Genomic DNA, 15,156 nt, shown 5'->3' on the forward strand with positions numbered 1-15,156 from the left:
GACGGGCGGGACCGGGTCAGTCCCTGGGTTGCCAGCCGCGCACGAACACGTCCACGGATTGCCGCTTGCCGCCGGCCTTCTGCAGTTCCAGCAAGCGCAGGATGCCGTCGGCGGTGGCGATGTCGATACCGGCGGGCAATGCCCGCAGCACCGTGCCGGGCACCATGGCGGACGACCCTGGCAAGGCCTGGGCGCGCCAGACCTTGACGGGGTCGTCCAGACCCGGCAGGCGCACCGTAGCGCCGGGCACCGGGTCGAAGGCGCGCACGCGGCGGGCGAGTACATCGGCGGCCAGGGAAAAATCGAGCGCCGCCTCTGCCTTGTCCAGCTTGGCCGCATAGGTCACGCCTTCGGCCGGCTGGGGCGCGCGGGACAGGCCGCCGGCCTGCAGCGCGGCCAGGGCTTCGACGATGGCGGACGCGCCGGCGGCGGCCAGTTCGTCGTGCAGGGACGACGCATTCTGCTCCGGTCCGATGGGAACACGGCGCACCAGCAGCATATCGCCCGTGTCCAGGCCGGCATCCATCTGCATGATGGTGACGCCGGTTTCGGTGTCGCCGGCCTCGATGGCGCGCTGGATGGGGGCGGCGCCGCGCCAGCGGGGCAGCAGGCTGGCATGGATATTCAGGCAGCCGTGAGGCGGAAGGTCCAGCACCCACTGCGGCAGGATGAGCCCGTAGGCCGCGACCACCATGACGTCCGGGGCGGCGGCATGCAATTGGTCGCGCGCCTTGGCGGCGTCTTCCGGATAGCGCCCGTCCAGGCGCAGGCTGCGCGGCTGGTCCACGGGGATGCCGGCCGCCAGGGCGGCCTGCTTCACGGGGCTGGGCGTGAGCTTGAGCCCGCGTCCGGCGGGGCGATCGGGCTGTGTCAGGACCAGGGGCACGGCATGGCCGGCGGCCAGGATGGCTTCCAGGGCCAGGCGGGCGAAATCCGGCGTGCCGGCGAAGACGACGCGCATCGTGTCAGGCCCGCAGCGCTTCGCGCTCGGCCTTGCGCAGCTTGGTCTTGATGCGGTTCTGCTTGAGCGGCGAGAGATATTCCACGAAGACCTTGCCGTCCAGGTGATCCAGCTCGTGCTGCACGCACACGGCCAGCAGGCCTTCGGCTTCCATCTCGTAGGGCTTGCCTTCGACATCCAGCGCCTTGAAGCGGATGCGGGCGGCGCGCTCGACTTCGTCGTAGATGCCGGGCACGGACAGGCAACCTTCCTCATAGGTCTGTTTTTCTTCGCTCTTCCAGGTGATCTCGGGATTGATCAGCGCCAGCAATTGGTTGCCTTCTTCCGAAACATCGATGACGACCACGCGTTCATGCACGTCCACCTGGGTGGCGGCCAGGCCGACCCCGGGCGCGTCGTACATGGTGTCGGCCATGTCGCGCACCAGGCGGCGGATACGGTCGTCCACTTCCGCCACCGGCTTGGCCTTGATGTGCAAACGCGGGTTGGGGTAGTGAAGGATGTTGAGCAAAGCCATGGAAAGCGTGGCATCCCGCGACCGCGCAACCGCGGGCGGGAGGCAAATTCGGAGGTTGGGATAAGCGTCATGATAATTCATCAAGGCTTTGATTTCTAATAGTTTCCCGCTAAGGCGGGTATAGCGGGACGGATGCGCGCATTCCTGTCACTGGTCCGCTGCGCGCCGGCCGGGGAACGTGCGACACTGCGCGCATGCCTTTGGATCCCAACCGCGATGAACTGGCCGCCTGGCTGCGGCTCTCCCTGGAACCCGGCCTGGGCGTGATGGGCGCCATCGGGCTGCTGCAGGCGGCCGGCGTGCCGGAAGACATCTACGCCATGCGCGCCGGCGCGTTGGCGCGCCACCTGCCCGCCGACCTTGCCCGCCAGCTGGCGGCGCCGCCCCCGCCGGCGCTCGCGGCGCTGATCGAGGACACCCTGCGCTGGGCGCAGGCCGGCGACTGCCATGTCCTGACCCTGGCCGACCCGCGCTACCCCCCATCGCTGCTGACCATGGCGGATCCGCCGCTGCTGCTCTACGTGCGCGGCGATCCGGCCCGCCTGGCGGGGCCCGCGCTGGCGGTGGTCGGCGCGCGCAGCGCGACGGCGGGCGGCATGGAAAACGCCCGCGCCTTCGCCCGCCACCTGGCGCGGCACGGATGGTGCATCGTCAGCGGGCTGGCGCAGGGCATCGACGCGGCCGCCCATGAAGGCGCGCTGGATGCCGGCCCGCAGGGTGCCGGCACCGTGGCCGTCATGGGCACCGGGATCGACCGCATCTATCCGCCGCGCCACGCCGGCCTGGCCGAACGCATCGCCGCGCAAGGCGCCCTGGTCTCCGAATTGCCGCTGGGCAGCCCCGCGCTGGCGCATCACTTCCCCCAGCGCAACCGGCTGGTGGCCGGGCTGGCGCGCGGGGTGCTGGTCGTGGAGGCCGCGCGCCAGAGCGGCTCGCTGATCACGGCGCGCCTGGCGGCGGAAAACGGCCGCGAGGTCTTCGCCATTCCGGGGTCCATTCATTCCCCCCTGTCGCGGGGCTGCCATGCGCTGATCCGCCAGGGCGCCAAGCTGGTGGAAACCGCGCGCGATATCACGGACGAGCTCGGCGCCGGCCATCCGGGGCGCGGCCTCCCGGGGGCCGGCGGTCCCGGGGCGGGGCGCCCCCGTCATGCCCCGGATGGCGCCAGCGACCCCGCCGCGGAGAGCGGAACCCCGGCCCGGACCGTGGCGGACGGCGAGCCCGGCGAGCCCGACGGCGAGGACGCCGTACTCGCGGCCCTGGGCCACGATCCCGTCCATCTGGATACGCTTCTTGCCCGTACCGGACTGGATACGGCCACGTTGGCGACCCGGCTGCTGGAACTGGAGCTGGCCGGCACGATCGCCCGGCTGGATGGAGGCCGTTTCCAGCGTTTGGCCGGAGCGCGCCGCGCCGCCAGGGGCTAATATCCCGCTATATCGCCACACTCATATCGCAGCCTTCATATCGCAGCAACGATTTCGCCGCACCAGTCCAGGAAAGCACCATGTCTACGCCCACCCGCGTGAAAATCGTCGAGGTTTCCCCCCGCGACGGCCTGCAGAACGAAAAAGAGTTCATCCCGACCGACGTCAAAATCGAACTGGTGAACCGCCTGGCGGCGGCCGGCTTTCCGAATATCGAGTCGACGTCTTTCGTGTCCCCCAAATGGGTACCGCAGATGGCCGATGCGGCCGCCGTCATGGCGGGCATCGAACGCCGTCCGGGCACGATCTACTCGGTGCTCACGCCCAACATGCAGGGATTCGAGGCGGCGCGGGCCGCCGGCGCCGACGAGATCGTCATCTTCGGCGCCGCCAGCGAAGCCTTCTCCCGCAAAAACATCAATTGCTCGATCGCCGAATCCATCGCCCGCTTCGAACCCGTGGCCGCCGCCACCAAGGCGGCAGGCCTGCGGCTGCGCGGCTCCATCAGCTGCGCGCTGGGCTGCCCTTACCAGGGCGAAGTGCCGGTGGAGTCGGTCGTGGATGTCGCCCAACGCTACCTGGCGCTGGGCTGCGACGAGATCGACGTGGCCGACACCATCGGCGTGGGCACGCCGCGCCGGGTGCGGCAGGTCATGGACGCGGTTACCGCCGTGGTGGATCCGGCGCGGGTGTCCGGCCATTTCCATGACACCTATGGCCAGGCCCTGGCCAACATCCTGGCGGCGCTGGAAAGCGGCATCGCGATTTTCCATACCTCGGTGGCCGGGCTGGGCGGATGTCCCTATGCCAAGGGGGCCACGGGCAATGTGGCCACCGAAGACGTGCTGTACCTGCTGCGCGGGCTGGACATCGAAACCGGCATCGACTTCGACGCCGTCGTCGATATCGGGCAATGGATGTCCGGCCACCTGCACCGCAAGTCCTCGAGCCGCGCCGGCAATGCCGTGGCGGCCAAGCGGGCTGCCTAGCACGGCCGTTCGCCCGGGCCCCGGTGCCGTCCAACACTGAACAGAAGGCGCCACGCGCATTTCCATGAACCGCCCCGCCGAGCCGCCTACCTACATCCCTCTTGCCGCGCTGCTGCAGGAAATCGGTCCGCTGCCGCTCAGCGGCCAGGCCTGGCCCGACTGGGTCAAGATCCTGGCCTGGGTGCTGCTGGCCGCCCTGGGCTGGGAAATCGTCACGACCATCATCCGGCTATACGGCGGCAAGCTGAATCCCCTGTTGCTGGGAGGCGTGCTGGTGTGCTTCCTGGCCCTGGCGGTCATCGCCTGGTTCATGCAGACCTCGATCACCACCATCGATACCCAGGGGCTGCGCCAGACCTGGCTGACGCGGCGCGAAATCGCCTGGGACGACATCCAGAGCGCGCGCTTCGTGCCGCTGATCTTCTCCAAGCGCCTGCTGGTCATCACGCGCGCCGGCCGGCCCATGGTGTTCCAGGGCGGCACGCGCGAACTGGAGCGCGCCTTCATGCATATCGCCGCGACCTACCAGGGCAGGCCGCCGCCGACGGCGGGCTGAGCCGGCGATCGCGGCGGCGCGGCTTCAGCGTATCGGCAGCGCGTACATCAGGCCGCCCTTGTTCCACTGCGCGTTCAAGCCCCGCTGCAATTTCAGGGGGCTGCCCTGGCCGACGTTGCGCTCGAAGCTTTCGCCGTAGTTGCCGACCTGCTTGACGATGTTATAGGCCCAGTTGTCGCCCACGCCCATGTTGTTGCCGGCGCCCGCCGTCACGCCCAGGATGCGCTTGATGTTGGGGTTGGCGCTGTTGGCCTTGAGGTCGTCCACATTGGCGGACGTAATGCCGTATTCCTCGGCCTCTATCATGGCCGAGAGCGACCACGACACGATGTTCAGCCAGTTATCGTCACCCTTGCGGACGAAGGGGCCCAGCGGCTCCTTGGAAATGATTTCCGGCAGCACGACGTAGTCGTCGGGGTTGTGCAGCTTGGAGATGCGGATCGACGCCAGGCCGGAGGCGTCCGTGCTGAAGACGTCGCAGCGGCCGGCGGCGAAGGCATTGACCACCTCGTTGAACTGCTCGATCACCACCGGCTTGTATTCGATGTGATTGGCCCTGGCCCAGTCGGCCAGCGTGTTTTCGTTGGAGGTGCCGGCCTGCAGGCAGACCGTCGCGCCGTTCAGTTCCTTGGCGCTTTTCACGCCCAGCGACTTGGGCACCATGAAGCCCTGGCCGTCATAGAAATTGACGCCCGCGTGGATGATGCCCAGGGCGGTGTCGCGCTGCTGCGTGACCGTGGTATTGCGCGCCAGCAAGTCGATTTCGCCCGATTGCAGCGCGGTGAAACGCTGCTGGGCATCCAGCGGCACGATCTTGGTCTTGTTGGCGTCGCCCAGCACGGCGGCGGCCACGGCGCGGCACAGGTCCACGTCCAGGCCGCGCCATACGCCCTTGGCGTCCGGCGCGGAAAATCCGGCGAAACCGGTCGTCGTGCCGCACAGGACCACGCCGCGCTGGCGCACGGTGTCCAAGGTGGCGCCGTGCGCCGATTGCGCGGCCGCCGCGATCAGCGCGCCGCCGATGAGAGCCTTGAAAAATCCTGACCTGTATCCGATACGCATGGGGTGTTTCCTTCTTCGAGTCGATGCGTGCGGGCGTCCCTGCCGGGCCCCGGACCCGCAAGCTTAACGCGCTGGCATCGATCGCGGAAACGGCCGCCCCGGTTCAGGCAAGGCTGCGGGTGTCCTCGATGACCTTGCCGTCGTTGGGCAGGCTGCCCGGCAGGCACAGGACGACGTCGGCGCGCAGCTTGGTGACATCGCGCGCGGATCGGGCGATGGCCTCGCCCAATGCCGGCGGTGGGCCGGCGGCCTCGACGTGCAGGGTCATCGTGTCGGCGCCTATCTCGCCGCCCACGACCAGCCGGGCGCGCAGCGCCTCGGGATGGCGGCGCAGGATATCGGCGATCTGCGACGGGTGCACGAAGAGCCCGCGCACCTTGGTCGCCTGGTCCGCCCTGCCCAGCCATCCGCGGATGCGCGTGTTGGTGCGGCCGCAAGGCGAGGGCCCCGGCAATACCGCGGACAGGTCTCCCGTGCCGAAGCGCACCAGCGGATAGTCCGGGTTCAAGGTGGTGACCACGACTTCGCCCACCTCGCCGTCGCGCACCGGATCGCCGGTACCGGGACGGACGATCTCCACGATGATGTCCTCGCCCAGCACCAGGCCTTCGCGTGCCGGCGTCTCGTAGGCGATCAGGCCCAGGTCCGCGCTGCCGTAGGCCTGGTAGCCTTCGATGCCGCGCGACGAGAAGCTATCCCGCAAGGCGGCGGGAAAGGCCTCGCCCGACAGCAGGGCGTGGCGCAGCGATGGCAAGGGAATGCCGAGCTCATCGGCCTTGTCCAGGATGATCTTCAGGAAGCTGGGCGTGCCCGTATAGGCCGCCGGCGCCAGATCCGCGATCGCGCGCACCTGCTGCTCGCTCTGGCCCGTGCCCCCGGGGAACACCGTGCAGCCGATGGCGTGCGCGGCGGTCTCCATCATGGAGCCCGCGGGGGTGAAATGATAGGAGAAGCAGTTGTGGACCAGCTGGCCGCGGCGGATGCCGGCCGCATACAGCGCGCGGCCGAAGCGCCAATAGTCGGGACGCGCGCTTTCCGGTTCGTAGATGGGACCGGGCGAAGCGAAGACCCGCGGCGCCTGGCCCCACCCCAGCGCGGAAAAGCCGCCCATGGCTTTGGCGGCGCCCTGCGGCTCCGGTCCCGCGCGGCTGGACTGCTGGCGCGCCAGCAGCTCGGACTTGCGCAGCACCGGCAAGGCGGCCAGCGCCTGCCGCGACACGATGCGCGCCGGGTCCACGCCGGCCAATTGCGCGGCCATCGCCGGCGCGTGGGCCATGGCGTGGGCGATGGCGCCCGGCAGCGCCGCCATCAGGGCGTCCTCGCGCGCCTGCGGCGGCCGCGTTTCCAGCGTGTCGAAGTAGGGGGAATCCGGCATGTCTTGATCTCGGCGGGAACGTGAGCGGGGATGTGGCCGCCGGCACGGGCGCCGGACGGCGGCGGGCTAGGCCAGCCAACGCTTGCGCCGGCGATAGAACTTGGTATCGCGGAAGCTGCGCCGGGCGCCACTGGAAATGCCCAGGTAGAACTCCTTGACGTCTTCGTTGCTGGCCAGCGCGGCGGCGTCGCCGTCCATCACCACGCGGCCGTTCTCCAGGATGTAGCCGTAGTCGGCATAGCGCAGCGCGATATTGGTGTTCTGCTCCGCCAGCAGGAAGCTGACGCCCTCGCGCTGGTTCAGGTCGCGCACGATCTGGAAGATTTCCTCGACGATCTGCGGCGCCAGGCCCATGGACGGTTCGTCCAGCAGGATCATGGCCGGACTGGCCATCAGGGCGCGGCCGATGGCCGTCATCTGCTGTTCGCCGCCGGAGGTATAGCCGGCCTGGCTGCCGCGCCGCTGCTTCAGGCGCGGAAAGTACTCGTACACGCGCTCCAGCGCCGCGGCGGTCTCGGCCCTGCCCAGCCGCCGCGTGTAGGCGCCGGTCAATAGGTTTTCCTCCACGGTCAGGTGGGCGAAGCAGTGGCGGCCTTCCATCACCTGCACCACCCCGCGCCGCACCAGGTCGGCGGGCGACAGGCGGTCGACCCGCTCGTCGCGGTAGCGGATGCTGCCTTTGGTGACCTCGCCGCGCTCGCCGCGCAGCAGGTTGGACACGGCGCGCAGCGTCGTGGTCTTGCCCGCGCCATTGGCGCCCAGCAAGGCCACGATGCGGCCTTCCGGCACGCACAGCGATACGCCCTTCAGGACCAGGATGACGTGGTTGTAGATGACTTCGATGCCGTTGACGTCCAGGAGCACGCCGCGGGCATCGCCCGCGCGCTCCGGCGATCCTGCCAGGTCGCCGGGCATCGCGCCGGCGGGCTGTGCTGTCATGAATTCCCTCCCGTGGCCGCGCGGCACGGGGTGCCGCGCGGTACCTCCATGCGGATGCGCCCTAGCCTTGCGACTCGCAATTGACCGGCGTGATGTTTTTGTCCTTGGCGTACTTGGCGGCGGCTTCCTTGACCAGCGGGTCCACCATGCTCTTGTCGGATTGGTACCAGTCCGACACCACCTTGAACTTGGCGCCGTCCCATTGCACGATGCGCGCCCAGTCCGCCCCCATGTGATTGGCGCAGGACGTCTTGACCGGCCGCATGATCTCGCCGAAACCCAGCTGGTTCAGCCTGTCCTGCGTCAGGTTCAGGTTCTCGAACCCCCAGCGCACCTGCTCCGGCGTCATGGACTTGCCCTTGCCGTATTTCTCCTGCGCGGTGCGGATCGCCTCCACCTGCAGCATGGAGATGATCATGCCCCGCATATGCGCGATGGTCCCCACCGAATTGCCCGTCTTGTCGCTGCCCTCGCCCTTGTCGTAGACGAACTTCTTCAGGTCCTGCGACACCTTGCCGGGCTCGCCGCTGTTGTGGATGGTGATGGCGTTATAGCCCTTGGCCACCGCGCCCAGGTCCTTGACGTCGCCTTCGGACCCGGCCCACCAGATGGCATACATCTTGTCGCGCGGATAGCCGCTGGCCTGGGCCTCGCGGATGGCGGTGGGCGTCATGATGCCGGCGCTCCACAGCAGGACGTAGCTGGGCCGCGACTGGCGGATCTGCAGCCAGGTGGACTTCTGCTCCACGCCCGGCGCGGTGACCGGGTACAGCAGCAGCTCGAAGCCGTCCTTGGCGGCGCGCCGCTGCAGCAGGGGGATGGGTTCCTTGCCGTAGGGCGAGTCGTGATAGACCAGCGCGATCTTCTTGCCCTTCAGGCTGCCGCCCTCTTTCTTGGCGATGTCCTGGATCATGACGTCGGCGGCGGTCCAGTAGGTCCCCAGCAGCGGGAAATTCCAGGGAAAGACCGAGCCGTCGACCGCCTGCGACAGGCCGTAGCCGACGGTTTCCACCGGCACCTTGTCCAGCGGCGCCTTGTCGCTGACCGCGAACGTAATGCCGGTGGACTGCGTGTCGAAGCCGGACGCGCCCGTGGGGCCATGCGTCTTCAGGCGTTCGTAGCATTCCACGCCGCGGTCCGTGGCGTAGGCGGTTTCGCATTCCTCGTAGGTGATCTTCACGCCGTTGACGCCGCCGTCGCGCGCGTTGACCAGTTTCAGGTAATCGAGCTTGCCGTCGGCCCAAGGGATGCCCAGCGGGGCGAAGGAGCCCGTGCGGTAGACCAGCAGGGGGACGAACTGCTCGTCCGCCCACGCCGGCAGGCTGGCCGAAGCCAGCACGGCGGCGGTGGCCGCCGCGACCGCCGCGAGTCGAGTATTCATGCGCTTCATCTCCATCTCCTCTGGGTGGTGTTGGAACACCGGTTATGCCCGGTCTGGCGCCGGAACGTTATGCGTATCGGTTCAATGCGGGAATGGCCAGATGCGCAGCTTCTCCTTGCCTATGCTCCACAGCCGCGCCAGCCCATGGGGCTCGGCGATCAGGAAGAAGACAATGAGCGCGCCGAACACCATGTGTTCGATATGCGAGGCCGTATCGACCGCCAGCGGCAGGCCGAACATGCCGGGGATGTTGGTCAGCAGCACCGGCAGCAGCACGATGAAGGCGGCGCCGAAGAAGCTGCCCAATATGGAGCCCAGCCCGCCGATGATGACCATGAAGAGCAGCTGGAAGGAACGGGTCAGGTCGAACGCCAGCGGCTCCCAGGCGCCCAGGTGGATGAAGCCCCATAGCACGCCCGCCACCCCGACGATGAAGGAACTGACGGCAAAGGCCGTCAGCTTGGCGTACATGGGCCGGATGCCGATGACCGCCGCGGCCACGTCCATGTCGCGGATCGCCATCCATTCCCTGCCCACGGCGCCGCGCACCAGGTTCTTGGCCAGCAGCGTGAACACGGCCACCACGGACAGCACGAACAGGTAGCGTTGCGCCGAGGACTGCAAGGGGATGCCGAAGACTTCCAGCGGCGGCACGGATACGCTGCCGGATGGCGAGTAATTGGTGAAAAACGGTATGCGCAGGAAGGCCCAGTCGACGAAGAACTGCGCCGCCAGCGTCGCTACCGCCAGGTACAGGCCGCGGATACGCAGGCTGGGAATGCCGAACACCACGCCCACCGCGGTGGCGCACAGGCCGCCCAGCACGAGCTGCAGCAGCAAGGGCAGTTGCGGGATGCGGACACCGAAGTTCCAGGCGGCGTAGGCGCCCACCGCCATGAAGGCGCCGGTGCCCAGCGAGATCTGGCCGCAATAGCCCACCAGCACATTCAGGCCCACGGCGGCCAGCGACAGGATCAGGAAGGGGATCAGGATGGCGCGCAGGAAATAATCGCTGGCCAGCAGCGGCACGGCGATGAAGGCCACGGCCAGCAGGACGGCGACGAATATCCGGTCCTGGCGGATCGGGAAGATCTGCTGGTCCGCCAGATAAGTGGTCTTGAATTGTCCGTTCTCGCGATAAAGCATGACGCTTTCCTTTGCTACCTACCGCCGCGGGGCCGGCACCGCGGCCGCGTGCCACTAGACCCGGTCGATGATCCGTTCGCCGAACAGGCCCTGCGGCCGGAACAGCAGGAAGACCAGGGCCAGCACATAGGCGAACCAGATCTCGATCCCCCCACCCACCAGCGGCCCCAGGTAGACCTCCGATAATTTTTCGCCCACACCGATGATCAGGCCGCCCAGGATGGCGCCCGGTATGGACGTCAGCCCGCCCAGGATGACCACCGGCAAGGCGCGCAGCGCCGCCGTCGACAGCGTGAACTGCACGCCGAACTTCGACCCCCATATCACGCCGGCCACCAGCGCGACCATGCCCGCGACGCTCCACACCACCACCCAGATGCGGTTCAGCGGAATGCCGATGGACTGCGCCGCCTGGTGATCGTCCGCCACGGCGCGCAGCGCGCGGCCCGTGCCGGTGTACTGGAAGAAAAGCGCCAGCGCGGCCACCAGCAGCGCCGCGATCACCGCGGCCGTCAGGTCCTCCAGATTGAGCAGCAGGCCGCCCTCGAACATCTGGTCCAGGATCAGCGCCGGATCCTTGGGCATGCCGACGTTGATGGAGTACACCGAACTGCCGAAGGCGATCTGCCCGGCGCCGTCCAGGAAATAGCTGATGCCCAGGGTGGCCATGAGCAGCGTGGTCGCCTCCTGGTTGACCAGGTGGCGCAGGACCAGGGCTTCCACCGCGCGCGCCAGCGCCACCATCAGCGCGCCCGCGGCGATGAAAGCCAGCACATTGCCCAGCAGCCCGCTTTCCAGGCCCAGCCAGCGCGGTATCCATTCCGAGAAGCGCGCCATGGCCAGCGCGGCCACCAGCACCATCGCGCCCTGGGCGAAGTTGAAAACGCCGGAGGCCTTGAAGATCAGGACGAAGCCCAGGCCGATCAGGGCGTACAGCATGCCGCTCATCAGGCCGCCGAACAGTGTCTCCAGGAAGAATCCCACCGTGCTCTCCTTGTCCCTACGCGGACACGCCCAGATAGGCGCGCACCACTTCCTGGTTGGCGCGGACCTGCTCCGGGTCGCCGTCGCCGATCTTGCGTCCGTAGTCCAGCACCACCACCCGGTCGGAGATATCCATGACCACGCCCATGTCGTGCTCGATCAGCACGATGGTGGTGCCGAACTCCTCGTTCACGTCCAGGATGAAGCGGCACATGTCCTGCTTTTCCTCGACGTTCATGCCCGCCATGGGCTCGTCCAGCAGCAGCATGCGCGGCTCCATCGCCAGCGCCCGGCCCAGGTCGACGCGCTTCTGCAGGCCATAGGGCAGCCGCCCGACGGGTACCTTGCGATAGGCCTGGATCTCCAGGAAATCGATGATGTTCTCGACGAACTCGCGATGGCGCACTTCCTCGCGCGCGGCCGGGCCGATGCGCAGGGCCTGCGCCAGCAGGCCGCATTTCATGCGCAGATTGCGGCCCGTCATGATGTTGTCGAGCACGCTCATGCCCTTGAACAGCGCGAGGTTCTGGAAGGTGCGGGCGATGCCCATCTCGGCGGCGCGGCGGGGCGTCATGCGGGCATAGCGCTGGCCCTGGAACACGATGGCGCCCTGCTGCGGCGTGTATACCCCATTGATCACATTGAGCATGGAGCTCTTGCCCGCGCCGTTCGGCCCGATGATGGCGCGGATCTCATGCTCGCGCACGTCCAGCGAGATATCCGTCAGCGCCTTCACGCCGCCGAAGCGCAGCGAGATATTCTGCATGTCCAGGATCACGCCGCCGATGCGGCGCGCGCGCTCGGGATGGCCGGTGCGGGCCGCCTCGGCCCGCGGCGGCGCATCCAGCACGGCCGGGTCGGCCGCGTGCACGGGGATGGCGGCGCTGTATCCCATATCAGGCAGCCTCCCCCGCCACGGCGGGATAGCGGCGCGCATCGCGGATGACGAGATCCGCGGCGATGCGGCCCACGCGCCCGTCCTCGAACTTGACTTCGGTCTCGATATAGCGCGACGGGCTGCCGTCGTACAGCGCTTCCACCAGGGGCGCGTACTTCTGCGCGATGTAGGCGCGCCGCACCTTGCGCGTGCGCGTCAGTTCGTCGTCGTCCGGATCCAGCTCCTTGTGCAGGATCAGGAAGCGGCTTACCTGGCAGGCCGCCAGGCGGGCATCGCGCGCCAGCTCGGCATTGGCCTGTTCCACGCAGCCGGCGATCAGGTCATAGACCTCGCCCTTGCCCGCCAGGTCGGTATAGCCGGCATAGGGCAGCCCGCGCCGTTCGGCCCAGTTGCCCACCGCCTCCAGGTCGATGTTGATGAAGGCGCACACGGCGTCGCGGCCCGCGCCGAACGCCACGGCTTCCTTCACATAGGGGAAGAACTTCAGCTTGTTCTCGATGTACTTGGGCGCGAACAGGCTGCCGTCGGCGAGCTTGCCCACGTCCTTGGCGCGGTCGATGATCTTCAGGTGGCCGTCGCGGTCCAGGAAACCGGCGTCGCCGGTATGGAACCAGCCCTCGGCATCGCGCGCCGCCTGCGTGGCCTCCGGATTGCGGTAGTACTCCTTGAACAGGCCGGGGCTGTGCACCAGGATCTCGCCGTTGTCGGCGACCTGGATGCGCACGCCTCGCACCGGCGGACCCACCGTATCGGCGCGCACCTGGCCGTCGGGCTGCACGCACACGAACACCGAGGTCTCCGTCGATCCGTACAGCTGCTTCAGGTTGATGCCGATGGAGCGGTAGAACGTGAACAGGTCCGGCCCGATGGCCTCGCCCGCGGTGTAGGCCACGCGGACCCGGCTCATGCCCAGCGCATTGCGCAGCGGGCCGTAGACCAGCAGGTCGCCAAGGGCATAGCGCAGGCGGTCGCCCAGGCCTACCCGCTGGCCGTCCAGCAGGCTCACGCCGACCCGGCGCGCCAGCGCCATGCAGGAGTGGAACAGCCGGCGCTTCAGGAAGCCGGCGTCCTCCATGCGGATCAGGACGTGGGTCAGCAGGTCTTCCAGGATGCGGGGCGGCGCGAAGTAATAGGTGGGGCCGATATCGCGCATGTCGATGGCGACGGTGGCGGGCGACTCCGGATGGTTGACGGTAAACCCGGTCACCAGCAGTTGCGTGTACGAGAACATGTTCTGGCCTATCCAGGCCGGCGGCAGGTAGGCCAGCACGTCCTCGCGGTCCGTCAGGTTTTCCATGGCCTCGATGGCGCGCGCGCGGTCTATCAGCGCCGCGTGGGTCAGCACGACGCCCTTGGGCTTGCCGGTGGTGCCGGAGGTATAGAACATGGCGGCGGTCTGGCCCGGCTGCACGGCCTGCGCGCTGCGTTGGAAGAACCCCGGATCGCCGGCGGCGCGCTCCGCGCCCATGCGCAGCAGCTCGTCGAAGGACATGAGCAGCGCATCGTCGTAATGGCGCAATCCGCGCGGATCGTCGTAGATGACATGGCGCAGGGCCGGGCAGAGCTCGCGCGCCTCCAGCATCTTGTCGACCTGTTCCTGGTCTTCGGCCACCGCCACGGCGATCTCGGCATCGCGCAGCACGAAGGCCATCTCCTGCGCCACGGCATCCTGGTACAGCGGGACGGGAATGGCGCCCAGCGCCTGCGCCGCCATCATGGCCACGTACAGTCGCGGGCGGTTTTCGCCGATCACGGCCACATGCTGGCCGGCCCGCACGCCCAGGGCCGTCAAGCCGTGGGCCACGCGGTCGGCCAGCGCCGCGACCTGGCCCCAGGTCAGCGTCTGCCAGATGCCCAGGTCTTTCTCGCGTATGGCGGGACGGTCGCCGCGCACGCGGGCATGCATAAGCAGCAGGGCGGGGAAGGTGTCCGCCGCCGGCCCCAACTGGGGTGCGGGCTGGGATTGCGCCACGTTGTCTCCTGTCGGGTTCCACCTGTTTCCGGCGGGCCGGGCATGCACATCATCCGGCCTTGCCGAACACCGTGGACCACGGTTTTTTTCGGTTGCGAGCTGCGCTGCAAGGTGCTTTAAGGTATAAGCTTGCATCGGACCCAACTGTCGCATTCGCGACAATTCAGGGCGATTCAGCGACGAGCTAGGGTATATCCCGATGCAAGTAACCGACTCCTTGCAATTGGCCGCTGCATGGTTCCGCTTGCTCACGCCGGGCGAGCAGGCGCGCGTCGAAAAAGACCTGACGGTGCAGCAAGTGCCGGCCGGCGTCATCATCGAACGCAAGGGGCAGATGGCGCAGGCCTGGATAGGCGTGCTGGCCGGCCTGGTCAAGGTTTCCGTGGGCAATGCCGAAGGCCGGATGGCGTCGTTGACCGGCGTGCCGGCGGGCGGATGGTTCGGCGAAGGATCCCTGCTTAAGCACGAGGCGCGCAAATACGATGTGGTGGCGCTGCGCGACTCCGTCATCGCGCGGCTGCCCGCCGCCACCTTCGAGTCCCTGCTGGACAGCAGCATCCCGTTCAACCGCTACCTGCTGCATCTGCTGAACGAGCGCGTGGCCCAGTTCATCGGCAAGGCGGAAAACGACCGGCTGCTGGACGCCGACGCGCGTGTGGCGCGCTGCCTGGCGGAGCTGTTCAATCCCATCCTGTATCCCGGCATGGGTTTGCGGCTGAGCATCACGCAGGAAGAGGTCGGCTACCTGGCCCGCGTATCGCGGCAACGCGCCAACCGCGCGCTGTGCAATCTGCAGCACGCGGGGCTGCTGAGGGTGGAATACCGGGGCGTGCGGGTGCTGGACCTGGAAGGCCTCAAGGGCTACGAGGCCGCCAGGCGGCGCTAGCCCGGGCATGGAACTCTGTCCGGGCGGCCAGGACACACCGGCCGCAGCATTTCCCGGCAACCG

At 68.1% G+C, this 15,156-nt stretch carries 14 protein-coding genes; 4 read left to right on the forward strand and 10 right to left on the reverse strand.

Annotated elements, in window-relative coordinates; translation table 11 throughout:
• Window positions 1-16: 16 nt before the first annotated feature.
• Both fmt and def read right to left on the reverse strand, forming a co-directional pair.
• Complete coding sequence (gene fmt, locus BAU06_RS24205; protein ID WP_066356632.1) at window positions 17-961, reverse strand: methionyl-tRNA formyltransferase; 945 nt, start codon at window positions 959-961, stop codon at window positions 17-19.
• A gap of 4 nt (window positions 962-965) precedes the next feature.
• Window positions 966-1,478: a peptide deformylase gene (def, locus tag BAU06_RS24210; protein ID WP_066356634.1), complete on the reverse strand. Its 513-nt coding sequence runs from the start codon at window positions 1,476-1,478 to the stop codon at window positions 966-968.
• 194 nt (window positions 1,479-1,672) lie between these two features.
• On the opposite strand from def, the gene dprA reads away from it, so the two are divergent.
• The 3 genes from dprA (at window position 1,673) to BAU06_RS24225 (ending at window position 4,450) form a co-directional block, all read left to right on the forward strand.
• A complete protein-coding gene (dprA, locus tag BAU06_RS24215; protein ID WP_066356636.1) occupies window positions 1,673-2,905 on the forward strand; it encodes a DNA-processing protein DprA in 1,233 nt (410 codons plus the stop codon).
• Between the two features lie 80 nt (window positions 2,906-2,985).
• Complete coding sequence (locus tag BAU06_RS24220) at window positions 2,986-3,894, forward strand: hydroxymethylglutaryl-CoA lyase (protein ID WP_066356638.1); 909 nt, start codon at window positions 2,986-2,988, stop codon at window positions 3,892-3,894.
• Window positions 3,895-3,958: 64 nt separating this feature from the next.
• Window positions 3,959-4,450 carry a hypothetical protein gene (locus tag BAU06_RS24225; protein ID WP_066356644.1) on the forward strand — a complete coding sequence of 164 codons (492 nt, stop codon included), beginning with the start codon at window positions 3,959-3,961 and terminating at the stop codon, window positions 4,448-4,450.
• Between the two features lie 24 nt (window positions 4,451-4,474).
• Here the strand turns inward: BAU06_RS24225 and BAU06_RS24230 are convergent, their stop codons facing one another.
• From BAU06_RS24230 to BAU06_RS24265, 8 genes are all read right to left on the reverse strand, one after another.
• Window positions 4,475-5,512, reverse strand: a complete 1,038-nt coding sequence (locus BAU06_RS24230) for an amino acid ABC transporter substrate-binding protein (RefSeq protein ID WP_066356646.1) — start codon at window positions 5,510-5,512, stop codon at window positions 4,475-4,477.
• A 103-nt stretch (window positions 5,513-5,615) separates the two neighbouring features.
• Window positions 5,616-6,887 carry a phenylacetate--CoA ligase family protein gene (locus tag BAU06_RS24235; protein ID WP_066356651.1) on the reverse strand — a complete coding sequence of 424 codons (1,272 nt, stop codon included), beginning with the start codon at window positions 6,885-6,887 and terminating at the stop codon, window positions 5,616-5,618.
• 66 nt (window positions 6,888-6,953) lie between these two features.
• Window positions 6,954-7,802, reverse strand: a complete 849-nt coding sequence (locus tag BAU06_RS24240) for an ABC transporter ATP-binding protein (RefSeq protein ID WP_066356658.1) — start codon at window positions 7,800-7,802, stop codon at window positions 6,954-6,956.
• An 85-nt stretch (window positions 7,803-7,887) separates the two neighbouring features.
• The gene (locus BAU06_RS24245; RefSeq protein ID WP_156770324.1) at window positions 7,888-9,222 is read right to left on the reverse strand and encodes an ABC transporter substrate-binding protein; all 1,335 of its coding nucleotides are present in this window, start codon (window positions 9,220-9,222) and stop codon (window positions 7,888-7,890) included.
• A 66-nt stretch (window positions 9,223-9,288) separates the two neighbouring features.
• Window positions 9,289-10,353 (reverse strand): branched-chain amino acid ABC transporter permease, encoded by a 1,065-nt coding sequence (locus tag BAU06_RS24250; RefSeq protein WP_066356660.1) that lies wholly within the window; start codon window positions 10,351-10,353, stop codon window positions 9,289-9,291.
• A 54-nt stretch (window positions 10,354-10,407) separates the two neighbouring features.
• Window positions 10,408-11,337: a branched-chain amino acid ABC transporter permease gene (locus tag BAU06_RS24255; protein ID WP_066356663.1), complete on the reverse strand. Its 930-nt coding sequence runs from the start codon at window positions 11,335-11,337 to the stop codon at window positions 10,408-10,410.
• Between the two features lie 16 nt (window positions 11,338-11,353).
• Window positions 11,354-12,103 (reverse strand): ABC transporter ATP-binding protein, encoded by a 750-nt coding sequence (locus BAU06_RS24260; RefSeq protein WP_066359710.1) that lies wholly within the window; start codon window positions 12,101-12,103, stop codon window positions 11,354-11,356.
• A gap of 130 nt (window positions 12,104-12,233) precedes the next feature.
• Window positions 12,234-14,207 carry an AMP-dependent synthetase/ligase gene (locus BAU06_RS24265; RefSeq protein WP_066356666.1) on the reverse strand — a complete coding sequence of 658 codons (1,974 nt, stop codon included), beginning with the start codon at window positions 14,205-14,207 and terminating at the stop codon, window positions 12,234-12,236.
• 199 nt (window positions 14,208-14,406) lie between these two features.
• Between BAU06_RS24265 and BAU06_RS24270 the strand changes: the two genes are divergently transcribed.
• Window positions 14,407-15,093: a Crp/Fnr family transcriptional regulator gene (locus BAU06_RS24270; protein ID WP_066356669.1), complete on the forward strand. Its 687-nt coding sequence runs from the start codon at window positions 14,407-14,409 to the stop codon at window positions 15,091-15,093.
• The last annotated feature ends 63 nt before the right edge of the window (window positions 15,094-15,156 follow it).

It is taken from the genome of Bordetella bronchialis (assembly GCF_001676705.1).
Taxonomy (GTDB): Bacteria; Pseudomonadota; Gammaproteobacteria; order Burkholderiales; family Burkholderiaceae_B; genus Bordetella_C; species Bordetella_C bronchialis.

Coding starts and splice junctions, on each gene's coding strand:
- fmt (WP_066356632.1), bottom strand. CDS start 961: ATGCGCGTCGTCTTCGCCGGCACGCCGGATTTCGCCCGCCTGGCCCTG.
- def (WP_066356634.1), bottom strand. CDS start 1,478: ATGGCTTTGCTCAACATCCTTCACTACCCCAACCCGCGTTTGCACATC.
- dprA (WP_066356636.1), top strand. CDS start 1,673: ATGCCTTTGGATCCCAACCGCGATGAACTGGCCGCCTGGCTGCGGCTC.
- BAU06_RS24220 (WP_066356638.1), top strand. CDS start 2,986: ATGTCTACGCCCACCCGCGTGAAAATCGTCGAGGTTTCCCCCCGCGAC.
- BAU06_RS24225 (WP_066356644.1), top strand. CDS start 3,959: ATGAACCGCCCCGCCGAGCCGCCTACCTACATCCCTCTTGCCGCGCTG.
- BAU06_RS24230 (WP_066356646.1), bottom strand. CDS start 5,512: ATGCGTATCGGATACAGGTCAGGATTTTTCAAGGCTCTCATCGGCGGC.
- BAU06_RS24235 (WP_066356651.1), bottom strand. CDS start 6,887: ATGCCGGATTCCCCCTACTTCGACACGCTGGAAACGCGGCCGCCGCAG.
- BAU06_RS24240 (WP_066356658.1), bottom strand. CDS start 7,802: ATGCCCGGCGACCTGGCAGGATCGCCGGAGCGCGCGGGCGATGCCCGC.
- BAU06_RS24245 (WP_156770324.1), bottom strand. CDS start 9,222: ATGGAGATGAAGCGCATGAATACTCGACTCGCGGCGGTCGCGGCGGCC.
- BAU06_RS24250 (WP_066356660.1), bottom strand. CDS start 10,353: ATGCTTTATCGCGAGAACGGACAATTCAAGACCACTTATCTGGCGGAC.
- BAU06_RS24260 (WP_066359710.1), bottom strand. CDS start 12,103: ATGCAGAATATCTCGCTGCGCTTCGGCGGCGTGAAGGCGCTGACGGAT.
- BAU06_RS24270 (WP_066356669.1), top strand. CDS start 14,407: ATGCAAGTAACCGACTCCTTGCAATTGGCCGCTGCATGGTTCCGCTTG.